20 protein-coding genes and 1 tRNA gene are annotated in these 25,471 nt (G+C 65.3%); 6 read left to right on the top strand and 15 right to left on the bottom strand.

Annotated features, from left to right (window positions below; translation table 11 throughout):
* Positions 1-156: 156 nt before the first annotated feature.
* The 3 genes from ACFO0A_RS04440 to ppk2 all read right to left on the bottom strand — a co-directional run bounded on the left by ACFO0A_RS04440 (position 157) and on the right by ppk2 (position 2,023).
* Entirely contained in the window at positions 157-834 is a 678-nt protein-coding gene (locus tag ACFO0A_RS04440; protein WP_379537759.1) for a LolA family protein, read from the bottom strand.
* A 101-nt stretch (positions 835-935) separates the two neighbouring features.
* Positions 936-1,103 carry a 50S ribosomal protein L33 gene (rpmG, locus tag ACFO0A_RS04445; protein ID WP_349029074.1) on the bottom strand — a complete coding sequence of 56 codons (168 nt, stop codon included), beginning with the start codon at positions 1,101-1,103 and terminating at the stop codon, positions 936-938.
* Positions 1,104-1,243: 140 nt separating this feature from the next.
* The gene (gene ppk2, locus ACFO0A_RS04450; protein ID WP_379537760.1) at positions 1,244-2,023 is read right to left on the bottom strand and encodes a polyphosphate kinase 2; all 780 of its coding nucleotides are present in this window, start codon (positions 2,021-2,023) and stop codon (positions 1,244-1,246) included.
* A gap of 143 nt (positions 2,024-2,166) precedes the next feature.
* Here ppk2 and phhA point away from each other — a divergent pair, with 143 nt between their 5' ends.
* Positions 2,167-3,105: a phenylalanine 4-monooxygenase gene (gene phhA, locus ACFO0A_RS04455; RefSeq protein ID WP_379537761.1), complete on the top strand. Its 939-nt coding sequence runs from the start codon at positions 2,167-2,169 to the stop codon at positions 3,103-3,105.
* 99 nt (positions 3,106-3,204) lie between these two features.
* Here the strand turns inward: phhA and ACFO0A_RS04460 are convergent, their stop codons facing one another.
* The 11 genes from ACFO0A_RS04460 to ku all read right to left on the bottom strand — a co-directional run bounded on the left by ACFO0A_RS04460 (position 3,205) and on the right by ku (position 18,308).
* On the bottom strand, positions 3,205-3,513 hold the full coding sequence (locus ACFO0A_RS04460; RefSeq protein WP_379537762.1) for a hypothetical protein: 309 nt from the start codon (positions 3,511-3,513) through the stop codon (positions 3,205-3,207).
* A gap of 73 nt (positions 3,514-3,586) precedes the next feature.
* A complete protein-coding gene (locus tag ACFO0A_RS04465; protein ID WP_379537763.1) occupies positions 3,587-3,856 on the bottom strand; it encodes a GlsB/YeaQ/YmgE family stress response membrane protein in 270 nt (89 codons plus the stop codon).
* Positions 3,857-3,958: 102 nt separating this feature from the next.
* Positions 3,959-4,786, bottom strand: coding sequence for an undecaprenyl-diphosphate phosphatase (locus tag ACFO0A_RS04470; protein ID WP_379537764.1), 828 nt, complete (start codon positions 4,784-4,786; stop codon positions 3,959-3,961).
* A 31-nt stretch (positions 4,787-4,817) separates the two neighbouring features.
* Entirely contained in the window at positions 4,818-5,465 is a 648-nt protein-coding gene (locus tag ACFO0A_RS04475; protein ID WP_379537765.1) for a 2-hydroxychromene-2-carboxylate isomerase, read from the bottom strand.
* The gene (locus ACFO0A_RS04480; protein WP_379537766.1) at positions 5,462-6,157 is read right to left on the bottom strand and encodes a glutathione binding-like protein; all 696 of its coding nucleotides are present in this window, start codon (positions 6,155-6,157) and stop codon (positions 5,462-5,464) included. The genes ACFO0A_RS04475 and ACFO0A_RS04480 overlap by 4 nt, the downstream gene beginning before the upstream one ends.
* Positions 6,158-6,224: 67 nt before the next feature.
* Positions 6,225-8,366, bottom strand: a complete 2,142-nt coding sequence (locus tag ACFO0A_RS04485; protein WP_379537767.1) for a M13 family metallopeptidase — start codon at positions 8,364-8,366, stop codon at positions 6,225-6,227.
* An 83-nt stretch (positions 8,367-8,449) separates the two neighbouring features.
* On the bottom strand, positions 8,450-10,594 hold the full coding sequence (locus ACFO0A_RS04490) for a M13 family metallopeptidase (protein ID WP_379537768.1): 2,145 nt from the start codon (positions 10,592-10,594) through the stop codon (positions 8,450-8,452).
* Positions 10,595-10,743: 149 nt separating this feature from the next.
* Positions 10,744-12,570, bottom strand: coding sequence for an ABC transporter transmembrane domain-containing protein (locus ACFO0A_RS04495; protein WP_379537769.1), 1,827 nt, complete (start codon positions 12,568-12,570; stop codon positions 10,744-10,746).
* Between the two features lie 40 nt (positions 12,571-12,610).
* Positions 12,611-14,749: a TonB-dependent receptor plug domain-containing protein gene (locus tag ACFO0A_RS04500; protein ID WP_379537770.1), complete on the bottom strand. Its 2,139-nt coding sequence runs from the start codon at positions 14,747-14,749 to the stop codon at positions 12,611-12,613.
* 136 nt (positions 14,750-14,885) lie between these two features.
* The gene (gene ligD / locus ACFO0A_RS04505; protein WP_379537771.1) at positions 14,886-17,432 is read right to left on the bottom strand and encodes a DNA ligase D; all 2,547 of its coding nucleotides are present in this window, start codon (positions 17,430-17,432) and stop codon (positions 14,886-14,888) included.
* Positions 17,433-17,435: 3 nt separating this feature from the next.
* Complete coding sequence (gene ku, locus ACFO0A_RS04510) at positions 17,436-18,308, bottom strand: non-homologous end joining protein Ku (RefSeq protein WP_379537772.1); 873 nt, start codon at positions 18,306-18,308, stop codon at positions 17,436-17,438.
* A gap of 156 nt (positions 18,309-18,464) precedes the next feature.
* On the opposite strand from ku, the gene ACFO0A_RS04515 reads away from it, so the two are divergent.
* A complete protein-coding gene (locus ACFO0A_RS04515) occupies positions 18,465-19,034 on the top strand; it encodes a hypothetical protein (protein WP_379537773.1) in 570 nt (189 codons plus the stop codon).
* Between the two features lie 74 nt (positions 19,035-19,108).
* The gene (locus ACFO0A_RS04520) at positions 19,109-19,780 is read left to right on the top strand and encodes a glutathione S-transferase family protein (protein ID WP_379537774.1); all 672 of its coding nucleotides are present in this window, start codon (positions 19,109-19,111) and stop codon (positions 19,778-19,780) included.
* A gap of 17 nt (positions 19,781-19,797) precedes the next feature.
* Here ACFO0A_RS04520 and ACFO0A_RS04525 read toward each other — a convergent pair whose 3' ends face one another.
* On the bottom strand, positions 19,798-20,766 hold the full coding sequence (locus tag ACFO0A_RS04525) for an NAD-dependent epimerase/dehydratase family protein (RefSeq protein ID WP_379537775.1): 969 nt from the start codon (positions 20,764-20,766) through the stop codon (positions 19,798-19,800).
* A gap of 222 nt (positions 20,767-20,988) precedes the next feature.
* Here ACFO0A_RS04525 and ACFO0A_RS04530 point away from each other — a divergent pair.
* The 3 genes from ACFO0A_RS04530 (at position 20,989) to ACFO0A_RS04540 (ending at position 25,391) form a co-directional block, all read left to right on the top strand.
* Positions 20,989-21,075 (top strand) — tRNA-Leu (locus tag ACFO0A_RS04530).
* 89 nt (positions 21,076-21,164) lie between these two features.
* The gene (locus ACFO0A_RS04535; protein WP_379537776.1) at positions 21,165-22,739 is read left to right on the top strand and encodes a DUF6538 domain-containing protein; all 1,575 of its coding nucleotides are present in this window, start codon (positions 21,165-21,167) and stop codon (positions 22,737-22,739) included.
* 216 nt (positions 22,740-22,955) lie between these two features.
* A complete protein-coding gene (locus tag ACFO0A_RS04540; RefSeq protein WP_379537777.1) occupies positions 22,956-25,391 on the top strand; it encodes a TonB-dependent receptor in 2,436 nt (811 codons plus the stop codon).
* Positions 25,392-25,471 lie beyond the last annotated feature (80 nt).

The following is a 25,471-nucleotide window of genomic DNA, read 5'->3' on the forward strand; positions in this document are numbered from 1 at the left end:
TGTTTGAGAGGTTGGGGCAACAGGGGGGAAACCCGCCTCAACCGCTGTGTCAAAGACCGTTCTAGGCCGATTCCGCTTGCTGCGCGATGAACGATATCTGCAGAAACGTCGCACTTTGTCGCATCCAGCGAACCCCGCACGGCGACCCGTGGCCTCCTATCGACGAGTCGACGCGTTTCGGCGCGGATCGTTGTAAGCGAACGTGCTGTCGGGGACGGCCATCCCGTACTTCTGGTTGGCCAGGCGAATCGTCGTCCGCTTGTTCTGCGAATCGAGCGCGACCCACGAATTAAGCGCCATGCCGCCGGGGGCGGACGGGTCCTTGACGAAGATCAGCGTGATCATGCCATATTCCGGGTGCTTGGAGTCGCGCACCTCGATGCTCGTGACTGCGGGATTTCCGGTCGGGATCAGCTTGCCGAACCGCGCGACATCGCGCTTCGGGTCGAGCAGCGCACCAAGCGGACTGTTGCTGATCGGCCAGCGCTGAACCTGGCGAACCTCATAGTCGACCATCGTCAGCGCCCGTCCGTCGGAAACGATCAGGAGCGGAACGCCCTTTTGGTACTGGAAGCGGATCTTGCCGGGACGCTTCAGGGTCATCACCCCGGTGGTCCGCTGGCCGCTGCGGTCGGTCTGCACGAAATCGGCGCGCATGGTATCGATCGAGCGCAATGCCGCGACGGCACGGTCGAGTTCGGCCGAGCGCGGCGCGCCTTGGGCGGCGAGCGGCGGGGCAGCCGTTACGCCGAGCGTCGCGAGCGCAAGCGCGGGAATGGCTAGCGCGCGCGCAATGCGGGCGCCGGTGGAGCGGTGGGAAGAGTTCTGGGTCATTGCGGTCCTGCTAGAGTACCGGCGTTGAACTCGCCGTGAACCATCCGGTTCCGGCGCAAGACCCAGTTCCAAAGCGCGAGCAAGATGCCCGGCGCGCCGAATTACTTGATCTTGGCTTCCTTGAACTCGACATGCTTGCGCACGACGGGATCGTACTTGCGGAAGGTCATCTTCTCGGTCGTGTTGCGCGGATTCTTCTTGGTGACATAGAAGAAACCGGTCTCGGCGGTGGAAACCAGCCGGATCTTGACGGTTGCGGGCTTGGCCATCTTGCTAAATCCTGATTCGACCGGCGGACATTTCGCCGCGCCTGAAATGATGAGGGCGGCACCGCGGGCGCCGCCTTTACAAGCCGACGCCCTTGGCGGTCCCGGGCGATAAAGTCAAGCCGCGCCGGCGATGCGGCCAATCAATCGAGCGGGAACGGCGGGATGGGCTGCAGCCTCGTGAACCGCTCTTTCAGGGGCGGGCGGCCAAGCGGGGTGAAGTCCACCTCGGGCGGATCGACCCGCGTATCCGGCAACCGATCCAGAAGGTCGCGCACGAGGGTGAGGCGCCCGCGCCGCTGGTCGTTGAAATCAACCAGGGTCCACGGCGCGTCGGCGGTATGCGTTGCCGCGAGCATGGCTTCACGCGCCAGGGTGTAGTCGGAGTAGTGCTCACGCGCCGCAAGATCGACCGGCGACAGCTTCCAGCGCTTGAGCGGATCGTCGCGACGTTCTTCCAGCCGCTCTTCCTGCTGCTTCTGATCGGCGGCCAGCCAGTACTTGAACAACAGGATGCCGTCATCGACGAGCAGCTTCTCGAATGCGGGGACCTGGTCGAGGAACGCGTCGACCTGTTCCGGGGTGGCGTAGCCCATCACCCGCTCAACTCCGGCGCGGTTGTACCAGCTGCGATCGAACAGCACGATCTCGCCCGCGGTGGGAAGATGGGCGACATAGCGCTGGAAGTACCACTGGCCGGCCTCGCACTCGCTCGGCTTGCTCAGCGCAACTGTCCGGCATTGGCGCGGGTTGATCCGGTCTCCGACCGCCTTGATCGCGCCGCCCTTGCCGGCGGTGTCGCGCCCTTCGAACAGGACCAGGATGCGCTGCCCCTTTGCCGCGACCCAGCGCGACATGGCGACCAGCTCCTCCTGCATCGGCTCCAGCAGTTCTTCGTACTTCTTGCGCTTCAGTTTGCTCACGCCGGATTCCTGCCGATTCGCCACGGGAACGTTCGATAAGGCAGGGTGCGCATGGTCGCAGCGCAGCGCAAGGCGGCCTCGTTCGGCGGCATCCCCTCGTTTGCCTGGGGCACGGCAAGGTGCTAGAAGTTACGGTTGAAACCATGGCGACACTGAGCGATCCCGAACCAGATTTTACCACGCTGCCCGTCATGGACGGCGAGGTATTCACTGCACCCCTGCGCAAGCCCGATCATGTCGGCGACGACTGGATCGAGCCGCGTCAGCGCGATTACGATGCCGCAGACGATGCGATCTGGGACGATCTCTACGCACGGCAGATGGATATCCTGCCCGGGCGCGCCGCTTCGGCTTTCCTCGCCGGCACGCAAAAGCTGGCGCTCGGCCGGGGCGGAGTGCCCGAGTTCGCCCGCCTCTCGTCGGAACTCGGCGCCCTCACCGGCTGGAGCGTGGTGCCGGTGCCCATGCTCATCCCCGATCACGTGTTCTTTTGGCACCTGGCCAACCGCCGGTTTCCGGCAGGCAACTTTATCCGCACGCGCGAGACGTTCGACTATATCGAGGAGCCGGACGTCTTCCACGACGTGTTCGGCCACGTTCCCATGCTGGCCGACCCGGTCTACGCCGATTACATGCAGGAGTATGGGCGCGCCGGCTGGAAGGCGATGCGGTACAATCGCCTCAAGGCCCTGGGCGCCCTCTATTGGTACACTGTTGAATTCGGGCTGGTGATGGAGCAGGCTGGCCTGCGCGCCTACGGGGCAGGCATCCTCTCCGGGCCGACCGAGGCGGTCTTCGCGCTCGAGGCCAAGTCGCCCAACCGCATCTTTCTGAACGTCGACCGCGTGATGCGAACCGATTACGTAATCGACGACCTGCAGCCCACCTACTTCGTGATCGACAGTTTTGCCGATCTCTATCGCCAGACGGTGGAGCGGGATTTCGACCGGCTTTATCGCGGGCTCAACCCCGGCTTCACCTATGCGAATGCTGCGGTGATCGACGTCGACAACGTACTGCACCGGGGAACGCAGGAATACCTGCTGCGCGGGGGTCGCGCCTCCGGCGCGAAGGCCGTCTAGCGTCCCGAATCGACGGATTTCGCGCAGTCCAGACAAACGAAAACCGGCGCCAGGTTGCCCCGGCGCCGGTCCATACCGTTAGGAACGGATGCTGCAGGATTACTGCGGCGTACCGCCATCCTTCTTGTCGGCAGCATTTTCCATGGCGTCGGCCTTGGCGTCGCCCGCTTCGCGAACGGCGTCAGCCTTGTTTTCCATGGCGTTCTCGGCCGGGGTGTCCACGCCGTCGGTGGTCGTGTCCATCGCGTCGGCAGTGTTTTCCATGGCGTCGGCGGTGCTGTCGGCCTGGTCGCGCACGGCGTCGGCCTGTGCTTCCTGGGCGTTCTCGGCCGAGCTGTCGCAAGCTGCGAGGCTGAGGCCGAGGGCGGCAACCGACGCGAACATCGCGGTCTTGATAACGGTCTTCATAAGGTATTCCCCTTCATAAAACGGGGACGGCAGGCGTTACCTACCGTCCCCTTTTGCAATTAACCGCCAGTGCTTAGCGCACCGAACCGCGGCGAACAAGATTCACGATCGCGAGAAGCACGACCGCACCGAGGAACGAAACGAGCAGCGAAGAGACGCTGAAATCGCCCGCCATGATGTTTCCGCCGCCGATCATCGGGTTCAGGATGAAGCCCGCGAGCAGGGCACCGATGATACCCACAACCACGTTCAGCAGGATTCCCTGCTGTCCGTCAGTGCGCATTACGATGCTGGCAAGCCAGCCGAGAATGCCGCCGACGATGATAAGAATGATGAGGCCCATGTTTTAGTTTCCTTCTGCAGTCTGAACCGGAAAACCTTGGCCGCGCTGTTTGGTTCCTAAAGTGCGACGAACCGAATATCCGGGCTGCAGCAAAAAATCGCGTCAGCGCAGCATAAGCCACGCGATTGCGGCGCTTCCGGCAACGATGCGGTACCATGCAAAAGGTCCGAAACCCGACCGGCTGACGAAGGCGACGAACGCCTTGATCACCGCCAGAGCGACCACGAACGACACGACGAAGCCTACCGCCACCTCGGACCAGCCGACCCCGCCCGGGCCTCCGATCCCGCCGGCGGCAAGCGCCGCGCGGTTGTCGAGCAGTTCGAGGGTGCTGGCGCCGAGCATCGTCGGCACGGCAAGAAAGAAGCTGAACTCGGCCGCGGTGCGCCGCTCGATCCCCATCGCCAGCGCGCCCATGATCGTGGCGCCGGAACGGCTGACCCCCGGGACCATCGCCAGGCATTGGGCGACTCCAACGCCGAACGCCTGGCGCATCGGAAGCTGGCCGATGCCGCTGGGCGGTCCGGGCTTGGCCACCTTTTCGATCGCCAGGATGGCGATCCCGCCGACTACCAGCGCCCAGGCCACGACCATCGGGCTTTCCAGCATGATGTCGATGTAATCCTTCAGTGCGAGGCCGATCACGGCCGACGGCAGGAATGCGATCAGGATGTTGCGCAGGAATTTCCAGCTGATGGCCTCGAGACGCAGGATGCCCCAGCCCACGGCCCAGAACGTGCGCCAGTACTGGACGACCACGGCGAGGATCGCGCCGAGCTGGATGACCACGTTGAACATGGCCCATTGCTTCGCATCGTAGCCGAATAGCTCGGTCGCCAGGATGAGATGTCCGGTGGACGACACCGGGATGAATTCGGTCACGCCCTCGACGATGCCGAGGAGGATTGCGGTTAGAGTAAGGCTGTCCATGGGCTGCGGTGTGACTTGGCCCGCAGCGAAGTCAAGCGCTTGCGGTGGACAGTCGGTCGAGCGCCGCTTCGACGAGCGGGAGTCGGTCGTTTCCGAAATACATGTCGTCTCCGCCGACGAATATCGTCGGCGAGCCGAAGCCGCCCCGGGCGATCAGTTCGTCGGTGTTGGCGCGCAGCCGATCCTTTATCGGCGGGGTAGCGGCGGCCGCGAAGATCGCTTCCGGATCCTCGCCTTGCGCAGCGATCAAGGGTGCCAGCACCTCCGGGTCGGCCAGATCGCGCTCGTGCGCCCACAGCGCATCGAAGGCAGCAAACGCGAACGGTTCCAGCTTGCCCGCCTCCTGCATCGCCAGGGCGCACCGCATCGAGAGCACCGCGTTCACAGGGTGGCCGCAGGCCGGCGGAAAGTGAATCTCCAGGCCCGCCAGCCGAGCCCAGTCCTGCAGGTCCTTGGCCATGTAGCGATCCTTGACCGGAACCGGATTGTTGCGGCGCTCATAGACCGTGGGATTGACGGTATTGAACAGCCCGCCGACCAGGATCGGCCGCCACGCAATCGTGATGCCGCGCCGGGCGGCAATCGGGACAAGGTTGTGCACCGCCAGCCACGTCCACGGGCTGGTAAGGTCGAAGAACACCTCGAGCGGCGGAGGAGCGGGTGAAGTCAACGCGCTCATGCCGGCTTGAGCCCGAAGAAGCGGGCGCGCGCCGCATCGTCCATCTCGCGCTTTTCTGCGAAGATCTCCTTGCCCGCGGAAAGGCCGCGCTGGAGCGCGGGGCGGGCGCGCAGTTCGGCATACCAGCGCTTTACCGCGGGCCAATCGTCGAGCGTGAACCCTTGCGCCTTGTGCGTCATCGCCCACGGAAAGATCGCCATGTCGGCAATCGAGTAATCATCGCCTGCGACATGCGCGCCAGTGGCGGCAAGCTGGCGGTCGAGCACGCCGTACAGCCGCTCGGCCTCGGTCCGGTAGCGCTGGATCGCGTAAGGGTGCTTTTCGGCGGCGTAGAGCGCGAAGTGCCCGTGCTGACCCAGCATCGGGCCGAAGCCTGCCATCTGCCACATCAGCCACTGCATCACCCGCGCCTCGCCCCGCGGGTCGGAAGGCAGAAAGCGCCCGGTCTTGCGCGCGAGGTAATGCAGCATGGCCCCGCTCTCGAACAGCGACAGCGGCGGGCCGCCATCGGCCGGAGCATGATCGACCAGCGCGGGCATCCGGTTGTTCGGGGAGTGGGCGAGAAATTCCGGCGCGAACTGTCCGCCGTCGGCGAAGAACACCGGGGTTATCCGGAAGGGAAGCTCGGCTTCCTCGAGGAAGATCGTCAGTTTCCAGCCGTTGGGCGTGGGCGCGAAGAAGAGTTCGATCATCGCCGCCGACAGTGGGAGCGCCGGGCGCGCCGTGTCAACACGGCACGGCCCGGCGCCCGCCCATTCGTCACCAGATGCGCAGGCGCTGTTCCGGCGGCAGGTACATCTTGTCGCCCGGCTTCACGTTGAACGCCTTGTACCATTCGTCGAAATTCCGGACGATGCCGTTGATCCGGTAGTCGGCGGGCGAGTGGGGGTCGGTCGCGAGGCGCTTGCGGGCTTCTTCCTCGCGGATGCGGCTGCGCCAGACCTGGGCATATCCCATGAAGAAGCGCTGATCGCCGGTGTAACCGTCGATGACCGGGGCCTTCTTGCCGTTGAGCGACATCTTGTAGGCGCGGTAGGCCAGGCTGAGACCGCCGAGATCGCCGATATTCTCGCCCAGCGTCAGGCGCCCGTTGATGCAGGTCTTGCCCGCGTCGAATGGGCAAAGCGCGTCGTACTGCGCGGCGAGCTTGCCGGTCAGTGCCTCGAACGCCGACTTGTCGGCCGGCGTCCACCAGTCGCGCAAGTTGCCCGCGCCGTCGGACTTGGCGCCCTGATCGTCAAACCCGTGACCCATCTCGTGGCCGATCACCGCACCGATCGCTCCATAGTTCACGGCCGGATCGGCGGCGAGGTTGAAGAACGGGGGCTGCAGGATCGCGGCGGGAAACACGATCTCGTTCATCGTCGAGTTGTAGTAGGCGTTGACCGTTTCGGGGAGCATTCCCCACTCCTTGCGGTCGACGGGGCCGCCCAGCCGCGCGAGCTCGTAGTCCTTGGCCCACTTGGCCGAGGCAATGGAGTTGCCCAGCGGGTTGTCGGCGGCAAGCGCAAGACCATCGTATGTCTTGTACACCTCGGGCGCGCCGATCTTGGGCGTGAAGGCGTCCAGCTTGGCCTTGGCCGCGACCCGGGTCGCGGGGCTCATCCACTTCAGGTCCGCGAGATTCGCGGCCATCGCCTTGCGCAAGTTGGCGACGAGATCGGTCATCGCGGCGCGGTTCGCCTCGGGAAAGTACTTCTCGGCATAGCGCTGGCCGACGAGCTCGCCGACCTGGCCTTCGGCCGCAGCAATGCCGCGCTTCCAGCGGGCCTGCTGCTCGGGCTGACCTGAAAGGGTCTTGCCGTAGAAGGCAAAGCGCGCGGCATCGACGTCGCTCGGCAGGACCGACGCGTGATCGCCCACGAAATGCGCAGCAAGCCAGGCCTGCCACGTGGCAACGGGCGTCTCGCCGATCAGCCGCAGTGTCGCGGGCACGCCGCCGCCCAGCTTGGCGGCCATTTCCGGAGTGTATTTCGCCGCGGCCAGTTCCTCGGCCGTCGGCGGGATCTGGCGGACGATCACGGTGTCGACGCTACCCGCGCCATAGGCGCGCATGAACGCGTCGAGCGGGGCGGACGGCGCCATCGCGGCAAGCTCCGCGACGGGCAGCTTGTTGTAGGTGATGTCCCGATTGCGGCTGAGCGCGCGGTCCCACATCGCCGCGGCCATCTTGTGCTCGAGATCGTAGACCGACTGCGCGGCGGCGCGGGGATCGGAATGCCCCGCCTTGCCCAGCATGAACGCCAGGTAGTCCATGTAGCGCGCGCGAATCTCGACGTTGCGGGGACTGTCGACGAGGTAATAGTCGCGGTCGGGGAGGCCGAGCCCGCCTTGCGAGATCTGGAAGGCGTAGCGATCACTGGCCTTGGCATCGATGCCGACACCGGCGCCGATGGGCGATGAGAACGCGGAATCGGCGAAAAGGGCCATCAGATCGGTTACCGATTTCGCCGCAGCGATCCGGTCGAGATAGGGCTTCGCCGGGCTCATGCCGGCAGCGTCGATCGCCGCCGTATTCATGAACGCCGAGTAGCTCGCGGCGATCTTGCCTTCGGGCGTGCCGACGGCCGGCTGCGAGGCAACGAGTTCGTCCATGAGCGCGTGGAGGCGCGCGTCTGACAGGTCGTCGAGCATCGTGAACGAGCCGTAGCGCGACTGGTCGGCCGGGATCTGAAAGCTTTGTAGCCATTTGCCGTTGACGAAGGCGTTGAAGTCGTCGCCCGGTTTCACGCTGCGGTCGATGTAGCGGGTCTGGATTCCGAAATCGCCCCAGCTTTGCGCCTCGTCCGGCGTGGACGTGGCGGCGCTGACATCGACGTTATCGTCGGCCATGGCGGGCGAGAAGGTGAGGGCGAGCGAAAGGGCGGCAAGCGACGCCGCGAGGAACTTTGGTGCGACCATGAGTTGATTTTCTTCTTTGCTTGAATGCGATGCGGGGGCGCGGCGGAGTTAAGTCCGCCGCACCCCGGCAAGGGATGAGGAAGTTACCAGACCTTCACGCGATCCTTGGGATCGAGCCACAGCTTGTCGCCGGGCTTCACGTTGAATGCCTTGTACCAGGGGTCGAAGTTGCGCAGCACCTCGTTGGTGCGGGCATAATCGGGCGAGTGCGGGTCGGTCTGGAGGATCTGGCGTTCCAGCGCCTCGCGCCACTGCTCGCGGTGCGAGACGGCGTAGGCGATGAAGAACCGCTGGTCCCCGGTCAGCCCGTTGATCACCGGCGCCTTCTTGCCATTGAGCGACATGTGATAGGCGCGGTAGGCGATGGTGACGCCGGTCAGGTCGCCCAGGTTCTCGCCAAGGGTAAGCTGGCCGTTGATGCAGGTCTTCCCGTCATCATAGGGGCAGACCTTGCTGTACTGGGTCGCCAGCCGCGAGCCGAGTGCGTTGAATGCCGTGCGGTCCGCGTCGGTCCACCAGCTGCGAAGCGCCCCGGTGCCATCGTAGCGCGATCCCTGATCGTCGAAGCCATGACCGATTTCGTGGCCGATGGTGGTGCCGATCGCGCCGTAGTTCACTGCCGGGTCGGCACTGATGCTGAAGTTGGGCGCCTGGAGATAGGCGGCGGGGAACACGATCTCGTTCGCCGGCGGCATGTAGTAGGCATTGACCGTCTGCGGGGTCATCAGCCACTTCGCCTTGTCGACCGGCTCCTTCAGTTCGCGCAGCTGCTTGTTCCACTGCCACTGCTCCGCGGCGATCGAGTTGCCCAGCGGATCGTCGGCGCTGATCGCCAGGCCATCGTACGTCTCGAACTTGTCGGGGTAACCAATCTTCACCCCGAACGAGTCGAGCTTGGTCAGGGCCTCGGCGCGGGTCGCCGGGCTCATCCAGGTGCCTTCCTGGATCGACGCACGCATCGCCTTGCGCAGGTTGCCGACCAGATCGACCATCGCCGCCTTGCTCGCAGCAGGGAAATGGCGCTCGACGTAAAGCTTGCCCACGGCCTCGCCCATCTGGCCCTCAACGGCGGAAAGCGCGCGCTGCCACCGCTCGCGCTGGACCTGGCGGCCGGTCAGGTAGGTTCCGTAAAAGGCGAAGTTCGCGTTATCGAGCTCGGTGGTCAGGTTCGGTGCTGCGCTGCTCAGGAAATGGGAGGCCATCCATGCCTTCCAGGTGTCGACCGGCGTATCGCGCAGGATGCCGAACATCGCGGGCATGCCGCCGCCCAGTTTGGCAAGCTGCTCAGGCGAAAGCTTGAGCTCGGCGATTTCTTCCGGCGTCGGCGGCATCTCGCCGACCACCAGCGAATCGACGTCGCCGATGCCCAGCTTGTCGAGTGTCGCCTGAAGCGGGAAAGCGCCGGCCATCTTCACCAGGTCCGTGCGCGAGACGCGGTTGTAGGTGAGGCGCGGATCGCGCGACACCGCGCGATCCCAATCGGCCGCGGCAATCTGCTTTTCGAGATTGTACACGGCTTCCGCGCTCGCCTTGGGATCGGCATAGCCGGCCTTGCCCAGCATGTACGCGACATAGTCCTTGTACTTGGCCCGCATCTCGATGTTGCGGGGAGTATCGACAAGATAGTTGTCGCGGTCGGGCAGGCCCAGCCCGCTCATCCCGGCGTAAAGCGTATTCGCCGACGGGTTCTTGGAATCGATCGAGACATACGTGCCGAACGGCGCGGGATAGCCCATCGTCCCGAACAAGGTGGCAAGGTCGCCAAGCGATTTGGCCGCGGCGATCTGCGCGAGATAGGGCTGGGCCGGGGCCAAGCCGCGCGCGTTCATCGCGGCGACGTTCATGAAGGCCTTGTAGCCATCGCCCACGCGCTGCTCGATGCTGCCCTTGGCCGCATTGACCGCAGCCATCTGGTCGACGATCTGGCGCAAGTCGCGCTTTGCGCCGAGCGACAGGTTCGTGCCCACGCCATAAGCGGGATACTGGGGCGGGATCGGCGTTGCCGCCTGCCACTTGCCGTTGACGAATCGGTAGAAATCGTCGCCGGGCTTGACCGTCCGGTCGAGGTCGCCTGGATCGAAGCCCATCGCTGGAAAGACCATCGGCGTCGGCTCGACCAGCTTTGCCGGCGCGGGAGCCGCAGCGGGCGCGGATTCGGCATATGCGGAAGCAGCGCCAAGGACGCCAAGCGAAACAGCCGCGCACAACGCGGCAAGGCGCTTATTCATTTTTCCCAGTCCCCACCAATTTTAGTGACATTTGCAACGATTAGAACGCCTTGGCGCTTAAGCGTGGCTTAACGCAAGGCATTTGGACGAGCCGGGTATGTCGTTGGTCGATCAACCGCCAAGGAAGGCGTGGCCGAAGGAGCGGTGAATCAGGCCGCCAGCCCGTCGAACTGGAGGCGCGCCAGCCGGGCGTAGAGCCCGTCGGCGCTCGTCAGCGCGGCGTGAGTGCCCTGCTCGACGATACGCCCGCCATCCATCACCACGATCCGGTCAGCGGCGCGGATCGTCGCGAGGCGGTGGGCAATGACCAGCGTGGTGCGGGTCTTGATCAGGCGGTCGAGCGCATCCTGCACCAGCCGCTCGCTCTCGGCGTCGAGCGCGCTCGTCGCCTCGTCCAACAGCAGGATCGGTGCGTCGCGCAGCAATGCGCGGGCGATTGCCACGCGCTGGCGCTGTCCGCCCGAAAGGCGTGCCCCGGCTTCGCCCAGGAAAGTGTCGAGCCCGTTGGGCAGCGCGCGGAGGAATTCCTCGGCATTGGCGGCCCGGGCCGCTTCCCATATCTCGTCGTCTGTGGCGGACCAGTTGCCATAACGCAGGTTGTCGCGCGCGCTGGACGCGAACAGCACCGCATCCTGCGGCACCAGGGCCATGCGGCGGCGGATGTCCGCCGGGTCCGCGGACGGCAGGGGGACGCCATCGATCTTCACCGCGCCCGACTGAGGATCGTAGAACCGCTGCGCCAGCATGAAGAGGGTCGACTTGCCGGCGCCCGACGGGCCGACCAGCGCCACCGTTTCGCCCGGCTCGACGTGCAGGTTGAAATCGACCAGCGCCGGGGTATCGGGGCGGGTCGGATAGCGGAAGGTGACGTGCTCGAACGACAACTGGCCGCGGGGCGGTTCGGGCAGCGCGACGGGGCGTGCCGGGGCGGCGATGCCAGGCACCTCGTGGAGCAGTTCGGCAAGGCGGCTGGCCGCGCCAGCGCCGCGAAGAAGGTCGCCATAGACCTCTGTCAGCGCAGCGAATGCGCCGGCGACGAGGCCGCCGGTCAGCACGAAGGCGGCGATCGTGCCGCCCGATACCGTCCCCGTCGCAACGCCCACCGCGCCCTGCCACATCAGCAGGGTGATCGAGCCGAAGATCAGGAAGATGACGATGGCCGTCATTACCGCGCGGATCATGATCCGGCGACGAGCGGTGTCGAATGTCGCCTCGACCGCGCCGGCGAAGCGCTCACGCTCGCGCTCTTCCTGCCCGAACGACTGGACCACCTTCATCGCGCCGAGAACCTCGGACACCATCGCGCCGACGTCGGCCACGCGGTCCTGGCTGGTGCGCGACACGTTGCGCAGGCGCCGGCCGAACAACATGATCGGGGTGATCACCAGCGGGATTGCCAGCAGCAGCGTCGCCGTAAGCTTCGGCGCCAGGGTGAACAGGAATATCACCCCGCCGATTCCGGTGATGAGATTGCGCAGCGCCACCGATACGGTGGTGCCGACGACCTGCTCGATCAGCGTGGTGTCGGAGGTCATCCGGCTGCTGATCTCCTTGGGGCTGTTCTCCTCGAAGAAGCTCGGCGGCATCCGCAGCAGGTTCGATTGAACCTTCAGCCGGATATCGGCGACGACGCGTTCGCCCAGCCAGGAAACGAAGAAGAATCGCATGGCCGTGGCCGCGCCCAGCACCGCGACGATCATCAGCAGGTAGCGGAACGAATGACCGATCTGGTCGATGCTCGCTCCGGGGCCGAACGCGTCGTCGATGATCACCTTGAACCGCGCCGGGATCGCCAGCGTGGCGGCCGAGGTAGTCATCAGCGCAAGAACCGCCACGATGAGCTGGCGCGGGTATTTCAGCGATTCCCGCCAGATCATCTTCAGGGGCCGCAAGGTGCGCGCAGGCGGGCGCGCCTCGGGCGGGACGATGGCGGCTGCCTCGTCCTGGGTGTCGATCTCGGCGGTGGGTTCGGTCATGGCGCGGACCTAGCCCAAGCGAGCACCCGATTGAAGAGCCTCAGAAGCCGCCCTTGACCGAGAACGCGATGATCGGCCCGATCAGCCGATCGCGGCTTTCGGTGAACGCGATCGGAGATGCCCCGCGCAGCCCGCCATAGACCACGCGTTCGCGGCGCGAGCGTGCGTTCCCGATGTTCCTGAGGTCGGCGCGCATGGTCAGGCCGAGGACATTCTTGTTTTCGACAAAGATAGAACCGAACACCGGCCCTTCCCAGATCCGGTCAGTCTGGTTGCGGCGGAAGCTGGCCTGCTGGTGATTGTAGTCCGCCTCCGCGCCATAGGCCCAGGGCGAGCCGGGAATGTCGCGCCGGAAGCTGAGCTCTACGATCCGGTTGGTGAAACCGCTGTACGGCCGCGACTGGCCGGTGAACGGATCGCGCAGGCTCGACTTCTGAAGGATGACGTGGGCGTCGAGCTTTGCTCCCTTCCATCCCAGCGGGTCGAACTGGACCGTGCTTGTCCAGTCGATTGCATGCGCTCTCGCCTTGGGGATGTTGCCCACCGACTCGCCGGTAGCGCCGATCGGCACGATGTCGACATAATCCTCGACCGAACGGTGGATCAGGCGAAGCTTGGTCGACCCCCAGGGCCCCAGCTTCTTGTTCGCCTCGATCTCCACCGACCAGTCCTGCTGCGGCACGAGTTGGTTGTTGCCCGCATTCTGGTTGTCGTCGTCAAGGAAGGCGCGCGCGAGAAAGTCGTAAAACGAGAGCTGGAGCACCCGCCGGCGCAGCTTGGCCGAAAGGTCGAACGTGGACGATGGCTTCCATGCCAGCGAAACCGAGCCCTTCGGGCGAAAGAACGTGCGCGTCAGCCCGTTCGCCCCGGTTTGCGAGATCGTCGAACGCTCCGCGCCCGCCACGAGCTGGAACGACAGTGTGCGTGAAAGCGGACGGCCGAAGCTCAGCAGCCCTTCGTAGCGATCCTCCTTCACTCCGCCCGAGCCGCCGGGAAACGGCAGCCCGACGAAGTCGCCGCTTGCCGGGTCGAGCGCGAACAGGGCGGCCACGTTGTCGAGCGTGTTGAACGCCGCTTCGCCTGAAACCTGCCATTCGCCGCCCAGCATCTTCCACGAGTATTCGCCGCGGGCGATCTTCTCGCCGATATCCCCGACCTGGGCGTAGCGATCGCCTTCGGGAACGCGCCCGTCGGCAAAGCGCGTGATGACGGTCTGGCGGTAGGGTTCGTGACTGAACCGGTCGAGCCCGATCAGCTTGAGCTGGCCAGGGCCGAGCGGAAACGCATAGTCGCCGCCGAACTCGTAATTGTAGGTGTCGTTGCGCTCGCTCACGAAGCGGCTGCGGTCGGGCAGCCCGCTGGAGACGCGTATGCCGTTCTCGTCGTAATGCGAGTAGATCCGCTGGTAATGCGCGTTGACGTTGCCCTTGGCCTTGCCTGGACCGGCGATGGCGAGGCGGGCCGAAAGCTTCGGCGAATCGTATTTCGAGGTCCAGATATCGTTGCGCCGCTCGATCACCTCGCCCGCGCCGTTGCGAATGATCGTCAGCCCGCCCGCCCCGCTGCGTCCGGAATCCGAATTGGTCAGCCCGACTTCGTAGTCGACCGGTCCCCGCGTGCCGCTGACCGAAACCGCGCCGCGCGTCAGCAGCGGGTCGGTGAAGTGCGCGCGCGCCTGCGGCTGCCACGAGAACTGGCCGGAGAATGCGTCGGCCTTGACCACTAGGTTGGCGACTTCGCCCGACAGGCCGGGAATATCCAGCGTGGCGCCGTCGACGATCTCGATCCGGGTGACGTTGCTTGCCGGAATTCGCGAAAGCTGGGTGTAGATGTCGTCAGACTTCGAAGAGAGGCGCTGGCCGTTGACGAGGACGTTGCCGGTCGCCTGCCCCAGCCCACGCATCTGTTCGCTGTCGCGGATCGAGAACCCGGGAACCTGGCGCAGCATGTCGAAAGCGTTGCGCGGGGCGTAACGCGCGAAATCCGCTGCCTGGTACACCTGGCGCCCAGCAGTGCTGGCCACGCTGCCGATCGCGGCCGAAGCGACCTGAGGGGACGCGGGTCCGGGCGTCGCCACGGGCAAGGGCGCGGCCGATTCCTCGGCTCGTGCCGCGGGCGCGATCGCGACTGCCAGCACGGCCGTCAGCGTCAGCGCCTGCGAATTGGTCGTCGTCGGCAAAATGGCTCCCCTCCTGCGCTGCTTGCGGCGCTGTTAGCTCATTGGCGGGGGCGGACAGGCATTTCCCCCCGGCATCGACCAGCGTCACATCGGCATCGACCAATGTCACCGGCCTGCGCCAAGCGGTTGGCGGCATTCAGAAATCGGGCAGGTGCTGCTCGGCAAAGCCCCAGCCGGCCAGCCCCTTGCCCTTGCTGCGGGCAAGCAAACGCTCGGCGTCGCTGATCGAGAAGGGATGCGCGTGTTCCTGGGCAGCGAGCTCGCCCCAGGCGATAGGCACCGCGACCGGCGCCCCCTCGCGGGCGCGTGCCGAGTAGGGCAGCACCGCGGTCGCACCGCGCTGGTTGCGCAGCCAGTCGATGAAGATTTTGCCCACGCGTTTGGCCTTGCTCATCGTCGCCACGAAACGCTCGGGTTCGGCCATGCTAAGGGCCTCGGCAAAGCGCCGGGCGAAGTCCTTGTGCTGGTCCCAGGTATGGCCCGGGCTGAGGGGGGCGATCACGTGGACACCCTTGCCGCCCGACAGCATGGCGAAGCTGGCAAGGCCGATGTCGGCGAGGCGGTCGTGGATGTGCTTGGCCGCCGTCTTGACCGCCTCGAAATCGAGACCCTCGTCGGGATCGAGGTCGAAGATCATCCGGTCGGGGCGCTCCACGTCCTCGGCGCGCGAACCCCAGCCATGGAATTCGATCGTCCCCATCTGGACGCAGGCGGCAAGTCCGTCGGCGCTGTCGAGGTAGAGATAGTCCTCGATGCTGCCGTCCTTCTCCGCGATGGGCACGTGCTTCATCGCGGCGCCGAACGAGCCGCTGTCGTGCTTCTGGAAGAAGCACTTCTTGCCGCGCCCCTGTGGGCACCGCACCAGGCTGATCGGCCGATCGGCCGCAAACGGCAGCATGAGTGGCGCGATTGCGGCATAATAATCGGCAAGGTCGCCCTTGGTCTCGCCCGAATCGGGAAAGATGACCCGTTCGCGGTTCGAGATGGTTACCGCCGAGGGCTTTTCGGCGGGCACCGGTTCGGCCCGTTCGGGAGTGACCTCAGCCGCGGTCTTGTCTCCGCGCAAGCCGAGAAAGCTGCCGTGGCGCACCGACCCGTCCGCAGTGAATTCGGCAAAGGCGATTTCCGCGACCAGTTCGGGCCGAACCCAGGTCACGCCGCGCCGCGCCTCCCGCGGTACCTCCAGAGGGGGATCGTCGGTACCCAGCTTCTTCATCCTCCTGGCAAGATCGCCCAGCGTATCGCCATTGAATCCCGTGCCGACGTTACCCTTGTAGACCAGCCGGCCGCCTTCGTTCTGGGCGAGAAGCAGCGAGGAAAACGGACGCGCCTTCGCGCTCGACTTCTTCCAGCCGACGATCACGAATTCCTGGCGAAGGATGCATTTGACCTTGAGCCACGACTTGCTGCGCTTGCCGCTGTAGCGCGCGTCGATCCGCTTGGAGATGATCCCTTCCTGGCCCGCTGCGCACATTGCGCCAAACAGCTTTTCGCCCGCCCCGATCACGTGGTCCGCAACGTGAATCGGCGGCTGGGCCGCGGCGAGCAGGGCCTCGAGCCGCTCCTTGCGTTCGATGTTGGTAAGCTCGGTCAGATCCTTTCCGTCGAGTTCCAGCAGGTCGAATGCGTGGAAACTCAGCGGCGTTTTGTCGGTCTGGGCGCCATGGCCGCGCTTCAGTACAGACTGGAGCGATGAAAAGTCGGGATTGCCCTCCTTGTCGTAGGCGACGATTTCTCCGTCGATCAGCGCCGGGGGGAGGTCCAGCGCGGCGATCGCACGGGCCAGCGGCGCGAACTTGTCAGTCCAGTCCAGCCCGTTGCGGGTGAACACGTGCACCTTGTCACCGGAAACCGCGACCATGGCGCGATAGCCGTCGAACTTGATTTCATGCATCCATCCGTTTCCGGAAGGCACGGCATCGACCAGCGTCGCAAGCTGCGGCGCCTGGAATGCAGGCGGCTTTCCCTGCGTTCGGCGGGTCGACGACTTGGCGCTCTTCGTAGGCGCCGCGTTCTTGGCGATCTTGCCATTGTGACGCGCCGCCTTGGCCATCGTCGCCGCGAAATCGGTACCCTCCTTCCCCGCCAGCGACTGCTCCCCGCCCTCGTCGCCTGCGATCGCGGCCATCGAACGGCCGGTGAGAACGCTCGTCAGGTTACGCTCGACCAGCGCATCGCCGGTTTCAGCATACTCGTCGGCAACTTTTCGCAGCAGCCAATTCTCGCGCTTCTCGTTTCCGCGCGGCTTCAGTCGGATGAGGATCCATTCGCCCTTCATCCGCTCTCCATCGAGCGTGAAGTGTAGGTGTCCCTTGTCGAGATCCTTCGCACTTTTCCCCTCGATCGGAGCCCACGTCCCGCGATCCCACAGCATCACCGTGCCGCCCCCGTATTCGCCCTTGGGAATCGTCCCTTCGAATTCGGCGTACGCGAGCGGGTGGTCCTCGGTCCGCACCGCCAGGCGCTTGTCGTGCGGATCGGGGCTAGGTCCCTTCGTCACCGCCCATGACTTCAGCACGCCTTCCACCTCGATCCGAAAGTCCCAGTGCAGACGCGTCGCATCGTGCTTCTGGACGATGAAGCGGTTGCGGGTAGCGCTATTGGCGCGCTTGCCCGCGGGCTCGGCGGTAAGCTTGAAGTCGCGCTTGGCCTTGTAGGCGGCGAGGGGATCGGCGCGGCCCATGGCTCAGGCCCGCTTGCGCGAGGCGGCCTTTTTGGCCGGGGCCTTTGCCGGCGCCTTCGTGGCGGCAGGCTTTTTCGCCGCGGTCGCGCCGGTTCCGCCGACCGACTTCTTCAGAGCTGCCATAAGGTCGATCACATTGCCCCCGCGCGGTGCAGGCTCGGAAACGTCCTCGAGGATCTTCTTGCCCTTGGCCTTCACCTTCTTCTCGATGAGGTTCTTCAGCGCATCGACATAGCGATCGTGGAATTCCTCCGGGTGAAACGGCGCGGTCTTCTTGTCGATCAGGGTCGTTGCAAGGTCCAGCAGTTCGGGCGCGGGCTTGCTGTCGCCGATCTCGCGGAAATAGCCTTGCGCCTTCTGCACCTCGTCGGCGTAGCGCAGCACCTCCATGATCAGCCCGCGGCCACAGGGCTTGATGGACACCAATTGCTCGCGCCCGCGCACGGAAAGCTGACCGATCGCGACTTTTCTGGCCTGCTTCAACGCCTCGCGCAGGACGACATAGGCTTCCTCGGCTAGGTCATCCGCGGGCACGACGAAATAGGGCTTTTCGAAATAGAGAACGTCGATTTCGTCGGCCCCTACGAACTGCACCAGGTCCAGCGTCTTGCGGCTTTCGATCTTGACCGCCTCGATCTCGTCTTCGCCGAGCAGGACGTAGTTGCCCTTCGATACCTCGTAGCCCTTGATGATCTCGTCACGGTCGATGGGGCCGACGCCGGCCACGACCTTTTCGTAGTTCACCGGCTTGCCCGTGGGTTCGTGGATCTGGCGAAAGCTGATTGCCGCGCCCGAACGTGTCGCGGGATAGACCTCGACCGGGATGGACACGAGCGCCAGCCTGATCTGTCCTTGCCAGTATGCGCGCGCAGCCATCGGTCGAATCCCCTTGCGAACAGGCCCGGCTCCCAAATGCCGGTAACGGACTCAAGAATCCTTGCGGGGCGGGGGGTTCCCGGTGAAAACCGCGTTCACCGCGCAGCAAGCAGCGCGGGCTACCATCTTTCGCCCTGTCTGAAGAGGAGTCGCACCATGGCCCACCGCCTTTCGCGCGTTGCCACGATCGCGCTTGCCGTAGCCGCACTTGCCCCGTTTCCCGCTGCCGCGCGTGATCGCGCCACGTCGGAAATGGCCGAGAAGATGCAGGACCCGCGCCTTCAGCACACGATGGCCGCAGCGGTCCGCGCGATGAGCGACGCCATGCTCGACATGCGCGTCGGCCCGCTTCTGCGCGCCGCGGAAAGCGTGAATCACCCGGTGCGCGGGCGGCACATCGACCCCGACACGACGTTGCGCGACTATGCGGGACCCGAGGCGGAGCGGATGCCCGAGGAAATGAGCCGCCAGGTCCCGAAGATGATGGGCCAGATGGGGCGCATGGCCGGTGCGTTTGACGACATGGTGCCCGAACTGAAAGGTATGGCGCGCGAGATGGGCGCCCGGATGGGGGCCGCCATGGCGGGGGCTGGTGACGATGGCGCCGCTTCGGACGAGGATCGTCGCGAAGATCGGAGGGGCGGCCCCGACGCCGAACGCGGCCGGGATCGCGGCGATGCGCCTGACGCGGTCGATCAGGACATTCCAAGCGCCCAGGAAGAATAGCCCGGCGGCTTTTTTTGATTGTCTTCCGCCGCGGTGCTGGACGGTGCCGACAGGCTTGGGCATGACGCTTGCCCATGTGGCAGCTCTATCAATTTCCCCTGTGTCCGTTCAGCCGCAAGGTGCGCCTGCTGCTCAGCGAAAAGGGCATTGGCTACGAATTGTGGAGGGAGAACCCGTGGGAGGAACGGGACGAATTCCTGGCCCGCAACCCGGCCGGCCGCACTCCCGTGATCGAAAACCCTGAACGCGGGATCACCCTCGTCGATAGCCGCGCGATCTGCGAATACTTCGAAGAGACGGTCGACAAGGCTCCGATGATCAACGGCACCGCGGCCAATCGCGCGGAAATCCGCCGCCTCGTGGCCCTGTTCGACGAGAATTTCTTCGGCGACGTCACCGGCCCGCTGCTCCACGAACGGATGAAGAAGCGGATCATCCTGCGCCAGCCGCCCGACTCACGCGTGCTGCGCGAATCGATGAAACTGGCCGACGCGCACCTCGACTATATCGACTACCTGATCGACCACCGGCCCTGGCTGGCCGGCGCGACGATGAGCCTGGCGGATCTTGCCGCCGCAGCGCAACTTTCGGTGGCCGACTATCTCGGCGGGATCGACTGGTCGGGCCACGAGCAGGCGCGAAGCTGGTATTCCGTGTTCAAGAGCCGGCCCAGCTTCCGCCCGCTGCTGTCGGAGCGGATGGACGTGATCCACCCGCCCAGCCACTACGCTGACGTGAATGCCTGAAGCGCCAACTCCGGAAATCAGCGCGTGGCGGCCACCTTGTCGCCGAAGCGGCCGTGACGCCGGTAGCGCACCATCCAGCGGTCGAGGAAGAGCGCCAGCGGACGCGGCGTAACGCCAAGCTCGACCAGGCCCGGCAGTGATCCTGACGCGACGTTGCCGGCCTTCAGAAGTTCCCACTGGTCGCGGCTGAGCGGCGCGCCCGGCAGCCAGCCGGTCGCCGTGGCAAAGGCGCCTGACACGAAGTCGGGCAGCGCGATCAACATTCGTTCGCGGCCCTGCGCCGCGGCAATGCGGCGATGGAGGTCCATCATCGAAATCGGCTCGGGCCCGGCGATCTCGTAAACCTTGCCGCCGTGCCGGCGCGGATCGGCCAGCGCATTTGCGGCGGCTTCGGCCGCATCGTCGACGAACAGCGGCTGCAACCTGGCCTGGGGACCGAACACGGGAAGTGCGGGCAGGGCAGAAATCAGCCCGGCGAACAGGTTCACGAAGGCATCGTCCTCGCCAAACAGGACCGAGGGGCGCAGGATTGTTGCGCTTGGGAACGCCTTGAGCACGGCGGTTTCGCCCTCGGCCTTTGTGCGGCTGTAATCGATCGCCGAATCGGCGTCCGCGCCAAGCGCCGAGATATGGACGAACGCGGCCGCACCGGCATCGCGCGCAGCCGCCGCGACCCGGCCCGCGCCCGCGCCCTGAAGGGCGTCGAGCGGGCCTGAAAAGGCGCCGGCCAGGTTCACCACCGCGTCGGCGCCGACCATCACCGGCGGCAAAACATCGGGCCGCGTCACGTCGACACGGGCGAACTGGATCTGGCCGAGGTTGGCAAGCGGACGCAGGCGGAAGGCCTCCTCCGGGTGGCGGCTGGCGATGCGAAGCCGCGCGCCTCGGGCAAGCAGGGCCTGCGCCAGGTGTGTGCCGAAAAAGCCGCTACCGCCGATCAGCACCACCAGCCTGCCGTCGAGATCGCGTGTCTTGCCCTTGGCCATCGTAATCGCTGCCTTGCTCGAATGAATGCCCCGTTGCGTTCCCGGCACGGGGGGGGGCCGCTTTGGCACAGGGGTACGCCGGGCCGCAACCGCCTTGGGCAGGGCATGGCGCTTCCCGTTCCAACAATTTGCGCCGGCCACGTGCCAGCCGCATTGACATCCAAGGTGCGCCCCCGCTATCGGCCCGCTCCTACCCGGACCGCGCGATTGGCGGTCACCCGTGCCCAGATGGCGGAATTGGTAGACGCACCAGCTTCAGGTGCTGGCGCTCGCAAGGGCGTGGAGGTTCGAGTCCTCTTCTGGGCACCAGCACCTCCTAGGGGGCTGAAATTGGCGGAAACTCTCAGGTTTAGGCACCCGTGACACAGGAAACTGTCACAGAATCGGGTTCTGATCCCATGGGCAACCAACGCCACCTCATCCGTCGCGGCAACCGATGGCATTACAACCGCGCCTATCCTCTAGATGTGCAGGAAAAACTGGGCGCGGCTCCCTTCAGGCGCTCGCTCCGCACAGACTCGCTCGCTGAGGCTCAGAGGGCCCGACCCGAAGCGGAACGACAATATTGGGCGACGGTGGATGCGGCCCGGGTCACGGGGCAAAGGGGTGGCGCGGCTCCGCTCAAGCCCGCTGATGAGGTCTCGCTTGCAGTGCATTGGTTTCGCGAAGCCATTGCAGAACAGGAGGATTGGGTTGGGGAGGCCTATGCCCCGGACGAACTGGAACAGGCCGTAGGGGGGAAGTCTCAAGAGTTGGGCGATTTGCGGCGCGAGCTCGCGGAAGAAGGTGGTGGGCTGGACGCGTGGCGCATAGCCCGCGAAGTTGCGGAGGCGGCGGGCTTTGCAGCAACCAAGGGTCTCGCACGGCTTATCCAGAGGGCCCGCATAGCTAAGGCAGAGATATTCTTTGCCCGCGCGCTGGGGGACTACGGCGAGCGGCCATCCGACCCGCTCTTCGCCGCTGCACTTGCCGATGTTGTTCCGGTGGCGGCTCCGGCTGTGACCCAGGTGGCACCTAAGCGGACCATTGAGGATCTTGAGGCTGCTTTCAGGGCCGACCGTTGGGACAACATCAAGCCCGCTTCCCAGGCATCCTACGCCCTAGTCATCAGATTTTTGAAGGACGTGCTTGGCGCGCGGCGGGAGGTGGAGGGCCTAACCCGGGATGACGGGCGGCGGCTCTTCGAGGCCGCTAAGGCGCTCCCCGCGGGCTACGGCAAGGGAAAGCAATGGGAGGGGCTCGACACGCTTGCTGCGATTGAGCGAGGCAAACGAGAGGGCCTTGCAACCATCCTCCCTAAAACAATCAATGGGACCTACATGGGGCTCTTGGCGTCTCTCTTCGGCTGGGCGGTTAGGGAGGGGTGGCTTCCGCTCAACCCGGTCTCGACTTTGAAAGTTAGGGACCCGGTTCTGCCCCGGGACAAGCGCGATGCCTTCACTCCCGACCAGTTGCTAGCCATCTTCGGGGGGAGCCCTTGGCGGCCCCGTGATGATTCCCCAAGGGGCCATCCGGTTCGCTATTGGATGCCCCTTATCGCGCTCTACCAAGGGATGAGGCGGGGCGAGATTGCGCAGCTGCGCCCGCAATACTTCCACGTTGAAGATGGCATCCCGCTGTTTGAGGTGCGGGGCGATTTGAAGAATGAGAATGCAAGGCGGTTGCTACCCGTGCACCCAGAATTGGCTCGGCTGGGATTCCTAGACTTTGTGGAGCGGCGGAGGAAGGCGGGAGCGGCGGGGCTATTCCACGATCAGCACCCTGACAAACAGGGCAAGTGGGGCGATGCGGCCGGAGATTGGTTCAGTCGGCACATCAAGTCGCTGGAGCTAAAGGGGGTCCGGCTAGGGCTCCACTCCCTCCGCCACAACTTCGAGGACGCGCTGAGGCGCGCGGAGCTTCATGGCACGCCCATTGGAGCGGCACTTGCAGGGCGGAAGGGGGCTTCGGCAATCGCCCGCGCATCGGTGTGATGCGCGGCCGTACCGCATGCGCGCTGCGCGCATGTGTTTGCGTTCCACGACGATCCCCCTTCTTCGGCCTCTGCTCAAAAAGTAGGGTGCGTACTAGTTTGTTTGACAGTGGCGGGACGTGTTTCGTTCTGCTTGGGCGCTTGCGAACCCCGCAGGTCACGCTTGCGGCATGTTTCGTGACGTCCCGACAAGGGCACGCAGACTTGGGAGGATGAGTTGAATCAATCCGTTACGGCCGCGCACCTGAAGCTTACGGCAAGCACCCTGGCCGGCGCCTGGGCGCTCGCCCTGGCTGTTCCGGCGACTGCGCAGACCGCTGCTGGCGATACCTCGACGACCCCTCCCGTGGCCGCCGCGACGCAGCCCGAGGCGGCGCCCGAGACGCAGGCCGTCAACGACGAGGAAATCATCGTCAGCGCCCGCCGGCGCGATGAGACGCTGCTCAACGTGCCGGTCGCCGTGACCGCGCTCAGCAGCCAGGACATCACCCGCTATGCCGCGACCGACCTGAGCAAGATCGGCCAGCTCGTGCCGCAGGTGCAGATCGTCCGCTCCGGCGCTGGCACGGGCGGCGCGTTCTCGATACGCGGTGTCGGCTCGTCGCCGGGCGACGCGGGCATCGAGCAGACCGTCTCGGTCAATATCGACGGCATCCAGATCAGCCGCGGCCGCGCAGTGCTGCAGTCGTTCTTCGACGTTCAGCAGGTCGAAGTGCTCAAGGGCCCGCAGGCGCTCTTCTTCGGCAAGAACAGCCCCGGCGGCGTGATCTCGGTCAAAACCGCGGGTCCGACCGAGACGCTGCAGGGCTATGCCAAGGCAGGGTACGAGTTCAAGGCCAACGAGCGCTTCCTCGAGGCGGCGGTCGGCGGACCGATCAGCGATACGCTGGGCTTCCGCGTGGCCGGCCGGGCGAGCAAGCTCGACGGTTACATCCGCAACAACGCGCCCGACCGGACCAATCCGATCGAGCCCAACTTCCCGCTTCACGCCGGCAACGATCCGCAGCCGGGCGGCAAGTCCTATGCCGGCCGCGCCACGCTGACCTGGAAGCCGACCGACTCCTTCGACCTGACCGCGAAACTGTTCGCCAACTATTCGAAGGACAATGCCGAGAGCATCGCGGAAGTCGTTTGTGCCGACCCCAACGCGCTGCCGACGACGCTCGGCATCCCCGACGTCTATGGCGACTGCAAGCTCAACGGCGTTCGTTCGTCGACCAATGCGCCGACCGATCCCGCGCTGCTCGGCCCGTGGCCCGGCGCGCCGAAGGACGGCAAGCATTATGCCCGTTTTAACGGCACCTATGGATCGCTTACCGGCAACTACAGGACCGGCGCGTTGACGCTGACCTCGGTCACCGGGTTCTACAATTACGACGTCAACACCTGGGAAAACTACGACTACACCTCGATCGGCCTCGTGCAGAGCGTGAATGACGACGCCTACAAGTCGATCAGCCAGGAACTGCGCTTCGCGACCGATTTCGATTCGCCGCTGAATTTCGTCGGTGGCGCCTATTACGAACACGTTTCGCGTCAGCAGGAAACGAACGGCCGGATAGCGCCACTTGGGCCCGATCCGCGCAACGGCAAGTACGAGACCTGGGATCGCCCGGCCAAGAACAAGGGCGACACCTACTCGGGCTACGGCCAGTTGATCTACAAGTTCGGCGACGCGGTTGAGCTTGCCGGAGGCGTTCGCTGGACGCACGAGATCAAGTCGATCGACATGCGCCACACCTTCCTGCACTCGCGCTTCCCCGCCGGCATCTTCCTGCCTGAAGGCGTGGTCGTCGCGGGCAAGTTCAAGGATACCAACTGGTCCCCCGAAGCGACGGCGACCTGGCACCCGACGACCAACACCACGCTCTATGTGGCCTACAAGACCGGCTACAAGTCGGGCGGCTTCTCCAACCCGTCGGCGCTGTCGGCCAACTATGCCGACATCAACCAGGCGCGGTTCGGTTCGGAAACCGCCGAGGGCGGCGAGATCGGCGCGAAGGGCTCGTTCCTCAACGGGCGCCTGTCGATCAACTCCGCGCTTTATCGCTATACGTTCGACGGGCTGCAGCTTTCGTCGTTCAACGCCGCGACGACGACCTTCACCATCCGCAATGCGGCCAGCGCCCGCACCACCGGTGCCGAACTGGAGACCCGCTTCGCGGTCACTCCGGACTTCTCGGTCCGCGGTTCGGTCGGCTACAATCACGCCCGCTACCTGAAGTTCCCGACCTCGGCCTGCTACGCCGGCCAGACCGCCGCGCAGGGCTGCGTCGGCGGCGTGCAGAACCTTTCGGGCAAGCCGCTGACCCGCGCGCCCGATTGGACGCTTTCGGGCGGGTTCAGCTACGACCGTCCGGTGAGCGACGGGATCGCGATCGGCCTGTCGGGCGATGCGAACTACACCGACGACTACTTCACCCAGGAAAACCAGAACCCTGTCGCGTTGCAGCAGGGCTTCTGGCGCTTGAATGCCAGCGTCCGTCTTCATGAAATCGACGACAAGTGGGAACTGGCACTGATCGGCCGGAACCTGACCGACAAGATCTACGGGCTTTCCTCGGCCGACAAGCCGCTCGGCGGTCCGGGGCAGATCAGCCAGCAGCCGTCGCGTCCGCGCGAGATCATGCTGCAGGGCACGATCCGCTTCTAGGAGACGGGTGAACCGAATGTCAGGGGCGCCGGGCTGGAAATGCCCGGCGCCCCTTGACGTTCACCTCCCGACACGCTTGG

Origin of the sequence: Novosphingobium tardum, from assembly GCF_042652045.1 — a bacterium.
Taxonomy (GTDB): domain Bacteria; phylum Pseudomonadota; class Alphaproteobacteria; order Sphingomonadales; family Sphingomonadaceae; genus Novosphingobium; species Novosphingobium tardum.

Coding starts and splice junctions, on each gene's coding strand:
- ACFO0A_RS04440 (WP_379537759.1), bottom strand. CDS start 834: ATGACCCAGAACTCTTCCCACCGCTCCACCGGCGCCCGCATTGCGCGC.
- rpmG (WP_349029074.1), bottom strand. CDS start 1,103: ATGGCCAAGCCCGCAACCGTCAAGATCCGGCTGGTTTCCACCGCCGAG.
- phhA (WP_379537761.1), top strand. CDS start 2,167: ATGGCGACACTGAGCGATCCCGAACCAGATTTTACCACGCTGCCCGTC.
- ACFO0A_RS04460 (WP_379537762.1), bottom strand. CDS start 3,513: ATGAAGACCGTTATCAAGACCGCGATGTTCGCGTCGGTTGCCGCCCTC.
- ACFO0A_RS04465 (WP_379537763.1), bottom strand. CDS start 3,856: ATGGGCCTCATCATTCTTATCATCGTCGGCGGCATTCTCGGCTGGCTT.
- ACFO0A_RS04470 (WP_379537764.1), bottom strand. CDS start 4,786: ATGGACAGCCTTACTCTAACCGCAATCCTCCTCGGCATCGTCGAGGGC.
- ACFO0A_RS04475 (WP_379537765.1), bottom strand. CDS start 5,465: ATGAGCGCGTTGACTTCACCCGCTCCTCCGCCGCTCGAGGTGTTCTTC.
- ACFO0A_RS04480 (WP_379537766.1), bottom strand. CDS start 6,157: ATGATCGAACTCTTCTTCGCGCCCACGCCCAACGGCTGGAAACTGACG.
- ACFO0A_RS04485 (WP_379537767.1), bottom strand. CDS start 8,366: ATGGTCGCACCAAAGTTCCTCGCGGCGTCGCTTGCCGCCCTTTCGCTC.
- ACFO0A_RS04490 (WP_379537768.1), bottom strand. CDS start 10,594: ATGAATAAGCGCCTTGCCGCGTTGTGCGCGGCTGTTTCGCTTGGCGTC.
- ACFO0A_RS04495 (WP_379537769.1), bottom strand. CDS start 12,570: ATGACCGAACCCACCGCCGAGATCGACACCCAGGACGAGGCAGCCGCC.
- ligD (WP_379537771.1), bottom strand. CDS start 17,432: ATGGGCCGCGCCGATCCCCTCGCCGCCTACAAGGCCAAGCGCGACTTC.
- ku (WP_379537772.1), bottom strand. CDS start 18,308: ATGGCTGCGCGCGCATACTGGCAAGGACAGATCAGGCTGGCGCTCGTG.
- ACFO0A_RS04515 (WP_379537773.1), top strand. CDS start 18,465: ATGGCCCACCGCCTTTCGCGCGTTGCCACGATCGCGCTTGCCGTAGCC.
- ACFO0A_RS04520 (WP_379537774.1), top strand. CDS start 19,109: ATGTGGCAGCTCTATCAATTTCCCCTGTGTCCGTTCAGCCGCAAGGTG.
- ACFO0A_RS04525 (WP_379537775.1), bottom strand. CDS start 20,766: ATGGCCAAGGGCAAGACACGCGATCTCGACGGCAGGCTGGTGGTGCTG.
- ACFO0A_RS04535 (WP_379537776.1), top strand. CDS start 21,165: ATGGGCAACCAACGCCACCTCATCCGTCGCGGCAACCGATGGCATTAC.